12 protein-coding genes are annotated in these 13,104 nt (G+C 60.7%); 3 read left to right on the top strand and 9 right to left on the bottom strand.

Features of this window, described 5'->3' with window-relative positions:
* Positions 1-104: 104 nt before the first annotated feature.
* The 3 genes from AC1RS8_RS27975 to AC1RS8_RS27965 form a co-directional block, all read right to left on the bottom strand.
* Complete coding sequence (locus AC1RS8_RS27975) at positions 105-1,463, bottom strand: 8-oxoguanine deaminase (protein WP_008050330.1); 1,359 nt, start codon at positions 1,461-1,463, stop codon at positions 105-107.
* A gap of 155 nt (positions 1,464-1,618) precedes the next feature.
* Positions 1,619-2,308, bottom strand: coding sequence for an SDR family oxidoreductase (locus AC1RS8_RS27970; protein ID WP_090452961.1), 690 nt, complete (start codon positions 2,306-2,308; stop codon positions 1,619-1,621).
* 19 nt (positions 2,309-2,327) lie between these two features.
* A complete protein-coding gene (locus AC1RS8_RS27965) occupies positions 2,328-2,684 on the bottom strand; it encodes a MerR family transcriptional regulator (protein ID WP_154861310.1) in 357 nt (118 codons plus the stop codon).
* Positions 2,685-2,766: 82 nt separating this feature from the next.
* On the opposite strand from AC1RS8_RS27965, the gene AC1RS8_RS27960 reads away from it, so the two are divergent.
* Complete coding sequence (locus AC1RS8_RS27960; protein WP_489339694.1) at positions 2,767-3,207, top strand: hypothetical protein; 441 nt, start codon at positions 2,767-2,769, stop codon at positions 3,205-3,207.
* Between the two features lie 62 nt (positions 3,208-3,269).
* Here the strand turns inward: AC1RS8_RS27960 and AC1RS8_RS27955 are convergent, their stop codons facing one another.
* The 6 genes from AC1RS8_RS27955 to AC1RS8_RS27930 all read right to left on the bottom strand — a co-directional run bounded on the left by AC1RS8_RS27955 (position 3,270) and on the right by AC1RS8_RS27930 (position 9,779).
* Positions 3,270-4,196: an ABC transporter permease gene (locus tag AC1RS8_RS27955; protein ID WP_057712126.1), complete on the bottom strand. Its 927-nt coding sequence runs from the start codon at positions 4,194-4,196 to the stop codon at positions 3,270-3,272.
* Positions 4,196-5,302, bottom strand: coding sequence for an ABC transporter permease (locus AC1RS8_RS27950; protein WP_489339695.1), 1,107 nt, complete (start codon positions 5,300-5,302; stop codon positions 4,196-4,198). The genes AC1RS8_RS27955 and AC1RS8_RS27950 overlap by 1 nt, the downstream gene beginning before the upstream one ends.
* An 11-nt stretch (positions 5,303-5,313) precedes the next feature.
* The gene (locus AC1RS8_RS27945) at positions 5,314-6,879 is read right to left on the bottom strand and encodes an ABC transporter ATP-binding protein (RefSeq protein WP_489339696.1); all 1,566 of its coding nucleotides are present in this window, start codon (positions 6,877-6,879) and stop codon (positions 5,314-5,316) included.
* A 546-nt stretch (positions 6,880-7,425) separates the two neighbouring features.
* Positions 7,426-8,007: an IMPACT family protein gene (locus AC1RS8_RS27940; protein WP_489339697.1), complete on the bottom strand. Its 582-nt coding sequence runs from the start codon at positions 8,005-8,007 to the stop codon at positions 7,426-7,428.
* Between the two features lie 6 nt (positions 8,008-8,013).
* Positions 8,014-8,664 carry a TetR/AcrR family transcriptional regulator gene (locus AC1RS8_RS27935; RefSeq protein ID WP_489339698.1) on the bottom strand — a complete coding sequence of 217 codons (651 nt, stop codon included), beginning with the start codon at positions 8,662-8,664 and terminating at the stop codon, positions 8,014-8,016.
* Between the two features lie 194 nt (positions 8,665-8,858).
* Positions 8,859-9,779, bottom strand: coding sequence for a LysR family transcriptional regulator (locus tag AC1RS8_RS27930; RefSeq protein ID WP_489339699.1), 921 nt, complete (start codon positions 9,777-9,779; stop codon positions 8,859-8,861).
* A gap of 138 nt (positions 9,780-9,917) precedes the next feature.
* Between AC1RS8_RS27930 and aptA the strand changes: the two genes are divergently transcribed.
* A complete protein-coding gene (gene aptA / locus AC1RS8_RS27925; RefSeq protein WP_057712120.1) occupies positions 9,918-11,267 on the top strand; it encodes an omega-aminotransferase AptA in 1,350 nt (449 codons plus the stop codon).
* A gap of 177 nt (positions 11,268-11,444) precedes the next feature.
* On the top strand, positions 11,445-12,938 hold the full coding sequence (locus AC1RS8_RS27920) for a CoA-acylating methylmalonate-semialdehyde dehydrogenase (protein ID WP_090452969.1): 1,494 nt from the start codon (positions 11,445-11,447) through the stop codon (positions 12,936-12,938).
* The last annotated feature ends 166 nt before the right edge of the window (positions 12,939-13,104 follow it).

Genomic DNA, 13,104 nt, shown 5'->3' with positions numbered 1-13,104 from the left:
CCCCCCCCCCCCCCCCCCCCCCCCCCCCCCCCCCCCCCCCCCCCCCCCCCCCCCCCCCCCCCCCCCCCCCCCCCCCCGCTCCCACAGTTTTAATCGGTGTTGTATCAGGTCCCGGCGATCAGTTGCCGTGCCGCCTGGCTGTGATCAGCAATCAACCCCTTCAGATCCAGCCCCTCGACCTGTCCGTCGATCACCCGCCACTTGCCACCGACCATCACTCGATCCGCGCGATCAGCACCACACAGCAGCAACGCCGACACCGGATCATGGCTGCCGGAGAAGCGCAGTTCATCGAGCTTGAACATCGCCAGGTCAGCCTGCTTGCCCACCGCCAACTCGCCGATATCGGTACGGCCCAGCAGGCTCGCCGAACCCTTGGTCGCCCAGCCCAACACGCGCTCCGGGGTGATCTTCTCGGCGCCGTAGCGCAGGCGCTGGATGTACAGGGCCTGACGCGCTTCGAGCATCATGTTCGAGGCATCGTTGGATGCCGAACCGTCCACACCCAAACCAAGCAAGGCACCCGCATCGGTCAACTCGATGCTCGGACAGATGCCCGAGGCCAGGCGCATGTTCGAACTCGGGCAATGGCAAATACCGGTGCCGGCGGCGCCGAGGCGGGCGATTTCATCCGGGTTGAAGTGGATGCCATGGGCCAGCCAGGTGCGCGGGCCGAGCCAGCCGACACTGTCCAGATAGTCCACGGTGCGCAGGCCGAAGCGCTGCAGGCAGAAATCTTCTTCATCGAGGGTTTCTGCCAGGTGGGTATGCAGGCGCACGTCGAGTTTGTTCGCCAGTTCGGCGCTGGCCGACATGATTTCCGGCGTCACCGAGAACGGCGAGCACGGTGCCAGGGCGATCTGGATTTGCGCGCCGTCACCGCGTTCATGGTACTCGGCGATCAACCGCTGACTGTCGGCGAGGATCACTTCGCCTTCCTGCACGGTCTGTTGCGGCGGCAGGCCACCGTCCTTTTCACCGAGGCTCATGGATCCGCGCGTGAGCATGGCGCGCATGCCCAGTTCACGAACGCTCTCGACTTGCACGTCGATCGCGTTTTCCAGACCTTCCGGGAACAGGTAGTGATGGTCGGCGGCGGTGGTGCAACCGGACAGCAGCAATTCAGCCAACGCGACTTTGGTGGCGAGGGCGAGTTTTTCCGGGGTCAGGCGTGCCCAGACCGGGTACAGGGTTTTCAGCCACGGGAACAGCGGCTGATTGACCACCGGCGCCCAGGCGCGGGTCAGGGTTTGATAGAAGTGGTGATGGGTGTTGATCAGGCCCGGCAGGATCACATGCTCGCGGGCATCGAACACTTCATTGCACGGTGCGGACGGTTGTTGACCGGCGCCGAGCACTTCGACGATCAAACCGTCTTGCAGCACCAGACCGCCACGGGCATCGAGACCATTGGACGTGAAAATGGCGAGGGGATTCTTTAACCAGGTACGGGTCGCAGGCATGTTGGCCGGCTCCTCTGAAAGTTGGGTTCAGGGTTGCCAGCTCAGTGTTGCCCTGTCTGCTGATCCAGGTTCGCCGGGGAGGCGAGGTGCGAAGTGTCGATCAAAACGGCCCGGCGGGCAAGCCCAACCCGACAGGCCGATGCAACCCGGCGGTATTACCAGGGAATGGTTTCGCCCCGGTAATTGATGAAGTGATGCCCACCCTTGCCGACATACGCATTCACCTGATCGACCAGGCCACGGGTGCTGGTTTCCACGTCGATGTCCGCGCCTTCACCACCCATGTCGGTTTTCACCCAGCCCGGGTGCAGCGACAGCACGGTGAGCCTGGTTTCGCCCAACTGAGTGACGAAGCTGTTGGTCATGGAGTTCAACGCCGCCTTGCTGGCCTTGTACAGTGCCAGTTCCGGCGCATCGGGCATGGTCACGCTGCCCAGCACCGAACTCATGAACGCCAGCACGCCGGTGTCCGGTCGCAGTTGCTCGACAAAACTCTGGGCCAGGTTGATCGGCGCCACGGCGTTGGTGAAAAACAGCTGACCGACTTCGGCCATTGTCGCGCCACCGTTCGGCGTCTGGACATCCGGCCCCTTGACCCCGGCATTGACGAACAACAGGTCAAACACGTCGCCCTTGAGTTGTTGGCTCAGGGCGGACACCGCTTGCTGATCGTCCATGTCGAGCTTTTCGATCCGCACCTTGCCCAAGGCCTGCAAGGCTTCGGCTTTTTGCGGATCGCGCACGGTGGCGGTGACTTGCCAGCCATCGGCCAACAGGGTTTTCACCAGCCCGAGGCCAAGCCCCCGGGAGGCGCCGATGATGAGCGCGGTTTTTGCCTTGGACATGAGTGGCTTCCTTGAAAATTCAGAGTCGTGGATTCAATGGACACTGTTGCCCGAGCCGTTGTTGCAACTCTTCGCGCAGTGCGCCGAGTTCGGCCATGCGGGCTTCGATCAGTTTGAGTTTGTCTTGCAGCAGTTGAGTGACGGCGCTGTCCGGATCGGGCGATTTCCAGATTGTAGCGACGCTGTTGCCGATCTCGCCGAGGGTAAAGCCCAGCCGTTGCGCGGTCTTGATGTACTGCACCAGTTGCACCATGTCTGGCGGATAGTCGCGATACCCGTTGGCGCTGCGTTGCGCCGCAATCAATCCGCGCTGCTCGTAAAAGCGCAGCGTGTCGCGGCTGACGGCGCTGGCCTGGGCTAATTCACCGATGCGCATCATGACGTCTCGAGGGGGCTTGACCCTGGAGCATACTCCAGGCTTTAGCCTTGTTGCTCCCTGAATTGATGGAGCAATGTCGATGTGGACTACAACGCAATATCGCCGGTTGGTGCAAGGCAGTGCCTGGTATGACCTGATCGTGATGGTCGCGTTTGTCACGCCGTGGAGTTTTGCGGCGTTGCATGGGGTTTTGACGTGGGTGAGTCAGGCGTTGAGTTTGCCCGGTGAGCTGCCACCGTTCGAGCCGGTGCACATGTTGATGGCGAATTTGTTGGGCTCGATTGTGTGCGTATGGGCGGTGTTGCGGATTCGTGATCCGCAGCAGGGTTATGGGCGGTATGACGCCGTGGGCAGATTCCTGTTCTCGGCCTGGCAGGCTTATGCCCTGATCCATGGCGCGAGTTCGCTGCTGGTGGTTTTTCTGGTGTTTGAATTGGCGTGGGGCATTGCTCAAGTGTTGCCTGTTCGGCAGCCATCGCGAGCAAGCTCGCTCCCACAGGGTCTGCGCCAGACACATTAATTACGCAAGATGCGGTTATGTGGGAGCGAGCTTGCTCGCGATGAGGCCAGACCAGACAACCACTAATGCCCGGCCTGCCACGGCTGCCCCAGCGACACCGGCGCATACAACCGTGTGCGCACCGCATCCCGGGACAGCAGCACCAGCACCCCAATGGTCGCGACATACGGCAACATCGCCAGCAGACTCGACGGAATCGCCAGCCCCAGTCCCTGCGCCACCAGGTGCAGGATGCTGGCGAGCCCGAACAGGTACGCACCGAGCAGCAGGCGCCACACCCGCCAACTGGCGAACACCACCAGCGCCAGGGCAATCCAGCCGCGCCCGGCGCTCATGTTCTCCGCCCACATCGGCGTGTAAGCCAGGGACAGGTAAGCCCCGGCCAATCCGGCCATCGCACCGCCGAACAACACCGCCAAGGTCCGCACGGCCAACACCGGCAAGCCCATGGCGCTGGCCGCATCCGGGTTTTCCCCGACCGCCTGAATGATCAGCCCGACGCGGCTTTTCAGAATCACCCAGGCCACTAATGCAAACAACGCGAACGACAGATACACCAGCAGATCCTGGGCAAACAGCATCCGCCCGATCAGTGGGATTTCACTCAGATAGGGAATCGCCACCGGCTCGAATCCCGCCAGCGGCTTGCCGACCCACGCCGCACCGACGAAGGTCGACAGGCCCACGCCGAAAATCGTCAGGGCAAGACCTGTGGCCACCTGATTGGCGTTGAACACCAGTGCCACCAGGGCAAACAGCGACGACAACAGCATCCCGGCGAGCATTGCCAGCAACACGCCGAGCCACAGGTGACCGGTATTGAACGCGACGATGAAACCGATCACCGCACCAAACAGCATCATGCCTTCCTGGCCCAGGTTGAGGACGCCGCTTTTCTCGCAGATCAGTTCCCCCAGCGCCACCAGCAACAACGGCGTACCGCAGCGGACCATGGCATAGAAAATATTGCTCAGCAGATCGATATCCATCACATCGCTCCTGTTTGTACGACGGTGGATTGCGCGCGGCGGGCCCAGCGCAGGTTCAAACGCGGTCGGTAGAGGATCAGCACATCACTGGCCAGCAGGAAAAACAGCATCATGCCCTGGAACAATTGGGTGATCGCTTGCGGCAGGTTCAGGCTCATTTGTGCGCTTTCGCCACCGATGTACAGCAGCGCCATCAACAGGCTGGAAAACAGGATGCCGAGAGGATTCAGACGACCGAGAAATGCCACGGTGATCGCCGCATAGCCGTAGCCCGGCGAGACCTGCGGCACCAGCTGGCCGATGGGACCGGTGACTTCGCACACACCGGCAAGCCCCGCCAGGCCGCCGCTGATCAACAGCGCGAGCCAGATCAGGCGCTTCTCGCGAAAGCCGACGAAGCCGGCGGCACGCTTGTCCAGCCCCAGCACTTTGATCTGGAACCCGACAAAGCTTTTCTGCAACAGCACCCACACCGCCACCAACGCGAGCAGGGCGAAGTAAACCCCGGCGTGGACCCGACCATCGTCCATCAGCAGCGGCAGACGGCTGGCGTCACCGAACATCGCTGACTCGGGGAAGTTGAACCCGGCGGGATCTTTCAAAGGGCCGTGAACGCAGAACAGCAGCAGGTTCAGTGCGATGTAGTTGAGCATGATGCTGGTCAGGATCTCATTGGCGTTGAAGCGCGTGCGCAACCACGCCGTCAGCCCGGCCCATGCAGCGCCCGCCAGGGTGCCGGTAAGCAGGATCAACACCAGCGCCCAGCGGCTTTGCATATCGATGATGTTCACCGCCAGCGCACTGCCGGCCAGCGCACCGAGCAGCAGTTGACCTTCGGCACCGATGTTCCAGATGCGCGCCTGATAGGCGACGGCCAGGCCCAATGCGCAGAGCAGAATCGGCAGGGCTTTGACCAGCAATTCGGAGACGCCGTACAGGTCGCTGACCGGTGCGATCAGCAAGGTGTGCATGGTCAGCAACGGGTCATGCCCGAGCGCCATAAACAACAACGATCCACAGCCCAGGGTCAGTGCAGCCGCCAGCAACGGCGAGCACCACAGCATCAGGCGCGATTGCTGGCCGCGAGGTTCAAGAGAAAGCAGCATGTGACACTCCGTTAGCGCGTGGCGGATGCGAGTGATTGAGGGGCACCGAACTGGCCGGCCATCCAGCCGCCGACATCGCTCAGGCGGGTGTCGACGGTGGCGTGAAGCGCCGACAGCCGACCGCCGCACAAGGCGCCGAGCCGGTCGCTGATCTGGAACAGTTCGTCCAGGTCTTCGGAGATCACCAGGATCGCCGCGCCGGCATCGCGCAAGGCAATCAAGGCGCGGTGAATGGTGGCGGCGGCACCGACGTCCACGCCCCAGGTCGGGTGTGCGGCGACCAGCAGTCTGGGTTGTTGAAGGATTTCCCGACCGAGGATGAATTTCTGCAAGTTGCCGCCGGACAGGCTGCGGGCCGGCGCCTGGCTATCGGGTGTCTTGACCCCGAAACGGCGGATGATTTCCTCGGCCAGTGCTTCGACTTTGCCGCGCTGGATCAGGCCGTTACTCACCAAGCCGTGCTGGAAAGCAGTCAGCAGCGCGTTGTCCGCCAGGCTCAGTTCCGGCACCGCACCATGACCCAGGCGTTCGGCGGGGACGAACGCCAAGCCGAGTTGGCGGCGAGCATCGGGACGCAAATGGGCGACTGGTTCCTTGCCAAAACGGATCGTCGCGCTGGCGTTGCGGGGCAGCAGTGCTTCGCCGCTGAGCAAGGCCAGTAACTCATCCTGGCCATTGCCGGCGACACCGGCGATGCCGACAATTTCACCGCGGCGCACTTCAAGGTCGATGTTGGCAAGCGAGCAGCCGAATGGGTCCGGGTTGTGCCAGGACAATCCACGGACATCAAGGCACGCATCACCTCCGGTAACCTTCGGATAGTCAGCGATCAACTCCGCCGCTTCACCGACCATCAAGCGCGCCAGTTGCTGGTCCGAACACTCGGCCGGCACGCAATGCCCGGCCACCCGACCGCCTCGTAAAACCGTTGCGCTGTGGCACAACGCACGCACTTCCCCGAGCTTGTGGCTGATGAATAAAATGCTGCAGCCTTCGGTGGCGAGGCGGCGCAGGGTGACGAACAAGTCCTCGGCCTCCTGCGGCGTCAGCACCGAAGTCGGTTCATCGAGAATCAACAGGCGGATGTCTTGCATCAGGCAGCGAATGATTTCCACACGCTGTCGTTCACCGATCGACAGGCTGTGGACAAGTCGCTCCGGTTCCAGCGTCATGCCGTAGCGCCGGGACACTTCGCGAATCTTCGGCTCAAGCTGTTTGGGTGTGCCTGCCGCCGCGCCCATGGCCAGGGCGATGTTCTGTGCCACGCTCAGGGTTTCGAACAGCGAAAAATGCTGGAATACCATGCCGATTCCCAAACCCCGGGCCTGGGCCGGATTGCGCAGGCTCACCCGCTGACCTTGCCAGATCACCTCGCCGGAATCGGCGTGGGTAACGCCGTAGATGATCTTCATCAGCGTGCTTTTGCCCGCACCGTTTTCGCCGAGCAGGGCATGGATCTCGCCAGGGGCAATGGTCAGGTCGATGGCATCGTTGGCCAGGCAGCCGGGGTAGCGTTTTGTGATTCTGCGCAGTTGCAGGCGCGGAACTGGGTCAGGGATTGGAGCGTGATTGGGCATGACAGGCTCAGTGCTGTTGGACTTGTGCCTGTGGATAAAGCAATTTTCTGGCCACTAGGTCAGGAAAATCTCGAAGTCCTGCGACCAGAGGCGTTCAGTACGCAGCTTTCAAATGTGCCACGCACAACCCGGCACCACATGGGGGCAATGGCGCAAATCAAGCCCCGCTTTTGCTCGTGCGGTTTTGCTCAAAAAATGAGCAATCGACCACAAGCCATACCGCACACGGCGCCGAGACGGCCATGAACGGGTTATCCACAGATTGCTCCACAGTATTTGTGTGCAAGCTCACAGCACGGGCATAAGCACTGAGTGGCTACTTCTAAAGGCGATAAACCGCTGTAACTATTTGTTTTTATTTGAATTTGACGTGCTTGATGGCTGATTGGACGAAAATTGAGCAAAGTCCGCAAAGCCGCATGACAAAAGGGTTACAGCGGTATGTGCTCAGGTTATCCACAGGCGGGTGCACAGCAGATGTGGGCAAATATGGAATAAGTGAAAAAGCGGCGTGCCCCAAAAAATTGCAGCCGGTGCTGAAGCCTTTTAGCGCCGTAACAAAATTCGCCCGCGACTCAAATCGGCCAGTTGTGACTGTAAGGTGTCGATTTGCGCATCGCCTACGGCCAACTGCAACTCGACACCATTGGCGGTGAAGCTTTCATCCACAACCAATCCACCTGCCTCCGCCACCCGCAGCTTGACCAGAGTCAACTCGGCAAATCCGCAAGCGCAATGCAGTGGCACCCGGCTGATCAGCTCGAGCTTTGGCGCCGCTTGCAGGCATTTGTTTGCACCTCCGCCATAGGCCCGGGCTAGCCCCCCGGTGCCCAGTTGGATGCCGCCATACCAGCGAATCACCAGCACCGCGACCTGATCGCAATCCTGTGCCTCGATCGCCGCCAGAATCGGTCGGCCGGCCGTACCGCCGGGCTCGCCATCATCGGTGCTGCGGTACTGATCACCGAGCTTCCAGGCCCAGCAGTTGTGCGAGGCATTCAAGTCGCTGTGCTGTTCAATGAACGCCTGGGCCTCGGCGGGGCTGGAGATCGGCGCGGCGAAGGTAATGAAGCGGCTCTTGCGAATCTCTTCGCGGTATTCGCAAAAACCGCTGAGGGTAAATGGCATAAGTGCTTAGATGGCAGGTTTCAGGCCGCAGCCCTTGAGAATGATGCGGATCAGGTTATCCCCGGCGTCTTCCATGTCCTGTTTGGTCAACTTGGTACGTCCGGTGACGCGGCAGATCTGCGTGGCGAAGTCGGCGTAGTGCTGGGTGCTGCCCCACAACAGGAAGATCAGGTGCACCGGATCGACCGGGTCCATTTTACCGGCGTCGATCCAGGCCTGGAACACGCCCGCACGACCCTGGAACCAGGCGCGATAGTCCTGGTTGAAATACTCGGTCAGGCATTCACCGCCGCTGATGACTTCCATGGCGAAAATCCGCGAGGCTTGCGGCTGGCGCCGGGAGAACTCCATTTTGGCGCGGATGTAGCGGGTCAAGGCTTCGCTCGGATCGTCCTCGGCGGTGAGGGTGTTGAACGTGCTGTCCCACAGCTCGATGATGTTGCTCAGCACCGCCACGTACAAACCGAGCTTGTTGGTGAAGTAGTAATGCAGGTTTGCCTTGGGCAACCCGGCATTCTGGGCGATGGTGTTCATGCTCGTGCCTTTGTACCCGTGACGGGCGAACTCGTCTTCGGCGGCCTTGATGATGGTCTCTTCGTTTTTCTGACGAATACGACTGACGGGTTTTGCGCCGTGGGCTGGGACTTCAAAGGTCATAAGCACTTCCGAACGGGTGGATGGGACGGCCAGTGCGTTGATAACGTACCCACCGGTTTCAGACAAGACCTCACACAATAAAACACTGCACCGCAATCTAATGTGGGAGCGGGCTTGCTCGCGAAGGCGTCGTCCCAGTCAATACTCATGTGACTGACACACCGCCTTCGCGAGCAAGCCCGCTCCCACAGTTTTCAACGCGTCGCGGCCAGGCTCTCGAGAAAACTCTCCAGCACCAGATGCGGTCGGCGCCCCTTGCGTGTGACCGACGCCAGGCTGAGGTCATAGAAACGTGTTTTTGCTTTCAACGCTCGCAACCGGCCTTGCTGCACCCAAAGACTCGCGTAGTGATCTGGCAGGTAACCGATATAGCGTCCGGTCAGGATCAGGAAGGCCATGCCTTCGCGGTCCGAGGCGCTGGCGGTGCAATTGAGCGCCTGATAATGGGCCTGGATTTCCGCCGGCAAACGAAAGGTCGGGGCGATGGCGTCCTGGCCATTCAGACGCGTGTCGTCCAGTTGTTTGTCGTCGACATAAAACAGCGGGTGACCGACCGCGCAGTACAACAGCGATCGCTCGCTATACAGCGGTTGATACTCCAGCCCCGACAATGCGCTGGCCTGCGGTACCACGCCGACGTGCAGACGACCGTCGAGTACGCCTTGCTCGACTTCATTGGGCGCGATCATGCGGATCTGGATCTGCACGTCCGGGCCGCGTTCTTTCAATTGCGCGAGGGCATGGGTGATGCGCATGTGGGGCAGGGTGACCAGGTTGTCCGTCAAACCGATGATCAATTCGCCGCGCAAGTGCTGGTGCAGGCCATTGACCTCGGTGCGGAAGCTTTCCAGCGCACTTAACAGCTGCAATGCCGATTGATAGACCTCGCGGCCCTCTTCGGTCAGGGAAAACCCGGCACGTCCCCGTTGGCACAGGCGCAGGCCGAGGCGTTGCTCCAGATCGCTCATCTGTTGGCTGATCGCCGAGCGACCGATGCCCAGCACGGTCTCCGCCGCGGAGAAGCCGCCGCATTCCACCACGCTGCGGAAAATCCTCAGCAGGCGAATATCAAAGTCGCTGACCTGGGCCAGCGGATCGGGACGGCGAGTACTCATGCGGGTTACTCAAAGTTTAGTAGTTGGCTGACTGAACATTAGAAAAGTTGGATTTCACCGACTTTATCCCCGTGGCAATTTAGCTGCAACAACGGTTTTCAATCCTTACGCCGCTTATTGCCTTGCGAGGTTACGCCCATGAACCAGCCTGAAAACGCACCGACTTCCCTGGCCAGCCAGCTCAAGCTCGATGCTCACTGGATGCCTTACACCGCCAACCGCAACTTCCAGCGCGATCCACGGCTGATCGTTGGCGCCGAAGGCAGTTGGCTGATCGACGACAAAGGCCGCAAGGTATATGACTCGCTGTCCGGTCTGTGGACCTGTGGCGCCGGGCACACTCGTAAGGAAATCCAGGAAGCGGTCGCCAAGCAACTGGGTACCCTCGATTACTCGCCAGGCTTCCAGTACGGCCATCCGCTGTCCTTCCAGCTGGCTGAAAAAATCACCGACCTGACCCCGGGCAACCTCAACCACGTGTTCTTCACCGACTCGGGTTCCGAGTGCGCTGACACCGCTGTAAAAATGGTCCGTGCTTACTGGCGCCTGAAGGGCCAGTCGACCAAGACCAAAATGATCGGCCGTGCCCGTGGCTACCACGGTGTGAACATCGCCGGCACCAGCCTCGGTGGCGTGAACGGCAACCGCAAGCTGTTCGGTCAGGCGATGATGGACGTCGATCACCTGCCGCACACTTTGCTGGCAAGCAACGCTTACTCCCGTGGCATGCCGGAGCAGGGCGGTATCGCCCTGGCTGACGAGCTGTTGAAGCTGATCGAACTGCACGATGCGTCGAACATCGCGGCGGTATTCGTCGAGCCATTGGCCGGTTCCGCTGGCGTGCTGGTGCCGCCACAGGGTTACCTCAAGCGTCTGCGTGAAATCTGCGACCAGCACAACATCCTGCTGGTGTTTGATGAAGTAATCACCGGTTTCGGCCGTACCGGCACCATGTTCGGTGCTACCACCTTCGGTGTGACACCGGACCTGATGTGCATCGCCAAGCAAGTCACCAACGGTGCGATCCCGATGGGCGCGGTGATTGCCAGCTCCGAGATCTACCAGACTTTCATGAATCAGCCGACGCCTGAATACGCGGTTGAATTCCCCCATGGCTACACCTATTCCGCGCACCCGGTGGCTTGCGCCGCTGGCCTGGCAGCACTCGACCTGCTGCAAAAGGAAAACCTGGTACAGAGCGTGGCCGAAGTCGCACCGCATTTCGAAAATGCGCTGCACGGCCTCAAAGGCACCAAGAACATCATCGACATCCGCAACTACGGCCTGGCCGGCGCGATCCAGATCGCTCCACGTGACGGCGACGCGATCGTGCGTCCGTTCGAAGCCGGCATGGCGCTGTGGAAAGCCGGGTTCTACGTACGCTTCGGCGGCGACACCCTGCAGTTCGGCCCAACCTTCAACAGCAAGCCGCAGGACCTGGATCGTCTGTTCGACGCGGTCGGCGAAGTGCTGAGCAAGATCGACTGATTTGACAACACACCTGTAGGAGCGAGTTTGCTCGCGATGGACGTTAACGATGATGTGGGCTGCCTGGATGAACACAGCGCCCTCACCATCTTCGCGAGCAAGCTCGCTCCTACAAAAAGCATCTATATAGCAGGCGCTCTTTAACGGACGCCTGTGGACAACTTTTCAGGAGCTTCCATGAGCGTTATTCCGCATTTGATCAATGGCGAACTGGTGACCGAGAACGGTCGCGCGGTTGATGTGTTCAACCCGTCTACCGGTCAGGCAATTCACAAGTTGCCGCTGGCGACCCGCGAAACCATCCAGAGCGCCATCGACGCGGCCAAGGCTGCATTCCCGGCCTGGCGCAACACGCCGCCGGCCAAGCGTGCCCAAGTGATGTTCCGCTTCAAGCAACTGCTGGAGCAGAACGAAGCGCGTATCGCCCAACTGATCAGCGAAGAGCACGGCAAGACCCTGGAAGATGCTGCCGGTGAATTGAAGCGCGGCATCGAGAACGTCGAGTTCGCTTGCGCGGCTCCGGAAATCCTCAAGGGCGAGTACAGCCGTAACGTCGGACCGAACATCGACGCCTGGTCTGACTTCCAGCCGCTGGGCGTGGTGGCCGGTATCACTCCGTTCAACTTCCCGGCCATGGTGCCGTTGTGGATGTACCCGCTGGCGATCGTCTGCGGTAACTGCTTCATCCTCAAGCCTTCCGAGCGTGACCCGAGTTCGACGCTACTGATTGCACAGCTTCTGCTGGAGGCTGGCCTGCCCAAAGGCGTGCTGAGCGTGGTACACGGTGACAAGACTGCGGTGGACGCATTGATCGAAGCGCCGGAAGTCAAAGCGCTGAGCTTTGTGGGTTCGACGCCGATTGCCGAATACATCTATTCCGAAGGCACCAAGCGTGGCAAACGCGTCCAGGCCCTGGGCGGTGCGAAGAACCACGCCGTGCTGATGCCGGATGCAGACCTGGACAACGCCGTCAGCGCACTGATGGGCGCGGCTTACGGTTCTTGCGGCGAGCGTTGCATGGCAATCTCGGTAGCGGTGTGCGTGGGTGATCAGGTGGCCGATGCACTGGTGGCCAAACTGGTTCCGCAAATCAAGGCGCTGAAAATCGGTGCCGGTACCAACTGCGGCCTGGACATGGGCCCACTGGTGACTGGCCAGGCGCGCGACAAGGTCAGCGGTTATGTAGAAGACGGCGTAGCTGCCGGCGCGACACTGGTGGTGGACGGCCGTGGCCTGACCGTCGCTGGTCACGAGGAAGGCTTCTTCCTGGGTGGTTGCCTGTTCGACAACGTCACGCCAGAAATGCGCATCTATAAAGAAGAGATCTTCGGGCCGGTGCTGTGCGTTGTTCGGGTCAACAGCCTGGAAGAAGCCATGCAACTGATCAACGATCACGAATATGGCAACGGCACCTGCATCTTCACCCGTGACGGCGAAGCCGCGCGGTTGTTCTGCGACGAAATCGAAGTCGGCATGGTCGGCGTCAACGTGCCGCTGCCGGTGCCGGTGGCTTATCACAGCTTTGGCGGCTGGAAGCGTTCGCTGTTCGGCGACCTGCATGCCTACGGCCCGGATGGTGTGCGTTTCTACACCCGTCGCAAGGCCATCACCCAGCGCTGGCCACAGCGTGCGAGCCACGAGGCTTCGCAATTCGCGTTCCCTAGCTTGTAAGTAGAAGGGCGCAGAAGGCCGACCCATTGGGTCGGCCTTTTTGATTTCGGGGCTTTTTTGCCCTATATGACAGAATTGTGAAAATAGCTGTTGACGGCAGATTCCAGGTGTCTATAATTCGCCCCACTTCCGGCGCAGTCGAAACGGAAAACTCCTTGGTAAACAA

It is taken from the genome of Pseudomonas sp. GW821-FHT12A04 (genome assembly GCF_058807755.1).
This window is presented reverse-complemented; position numbering and strand designations above follow the sequence as displayed.

Excerpts from the sequence above, each read along its gene's own strand:
- AC1RS8_RS27975 (WP_008050330.1), bottom strand. The coding sequence starts at position 1,463 with ATGCCTGCGACCCGTACCTGGTTAAAGAATCCCCTCGCCATTTTCACG.
- AC1RS8_RS27970 (WP_090452961.1), bottom strand. The coding sequence starts at position 2,308 with ATGTCCAAGGCAAAAACCGCGCTCATCATCGGCGCCTCCCGGGGGCTT.
- AC1RS8_RS27965 (WP_154861310.1), bottom strand. The coding sequence starts at position 2,684 with ATGCGCATCGGTGAATTAGCCCAGGCCAGCGCCGTCAGCCGCGACACG.
- AC1RS8_RS27960 (WP_489339694.1), top strand. The coding sequence starts at position 2,767 with ATGTGGACTACAACGCAATATCGCCGGTTGGTGCAAGGCAGTGCCTGG.
- AC1RS8_RS27955 (WP_057712126.1), bottom strand. The coding sequence starts at position 4,196 with ATGGATATCGATCTGCTGAGCAATATTTTCTATGCCATGGTCCGCTGC.
- AC1RS8_RS27950 (WP_489339695.1), bottom strand. The coding sequence starts at position 5,302 with ATGCTGCTTTCTCTTGAACCTCGCGGCCAGCAATCGCGCCTGATGCTG.
- AC1RS8_RS27945 (WP_489339696.1), bottom strand. The coding sequence starts at position 6,879 with ATGCCCAATCACGCTCCAATCCCTGACCCAGTTCCGCGCCTGCAACTG.
- AC1RS8_RS27940 (WP_489339697.1), bottom strand. The coding sequence starts at position 8,007 with ATGCCATTTACCCTCAGCGGTTTTTGCGAATACCGCGAAGAGATTCGC.
- AC1RS8_RS27935 (WP_489339698.1), bottom strand. The coding sequence starts at position 8,664 with ATGACCTTTGAAGTCCCAGCCCACGGCGCAAAACCCGTCAGTCGTATT.
- AC1RS8_RS27930 (WP_489339699.1), bottom strand. The coding sequence starts at position 9,779 with ATGAGTACTCGCCGTCCCGATCCGCTGGCCCAGGTCAGCGACTTTGAT.
- aptA (WP_057712120.1), top strand. The coding sequence starts at position 9,918 with ATGAACCAGCCTGAAAACGCACCGACTTCCCTGGCCAGCCAGCTCAAG.
- AC1RS8_RS27920 (WP_090452969.1), top strand. The coding sequence starts at position 11,445 with ATGAGCGTTATTCCGCATTTGATCAATGGCGAACTGGTGACCGAGAAC.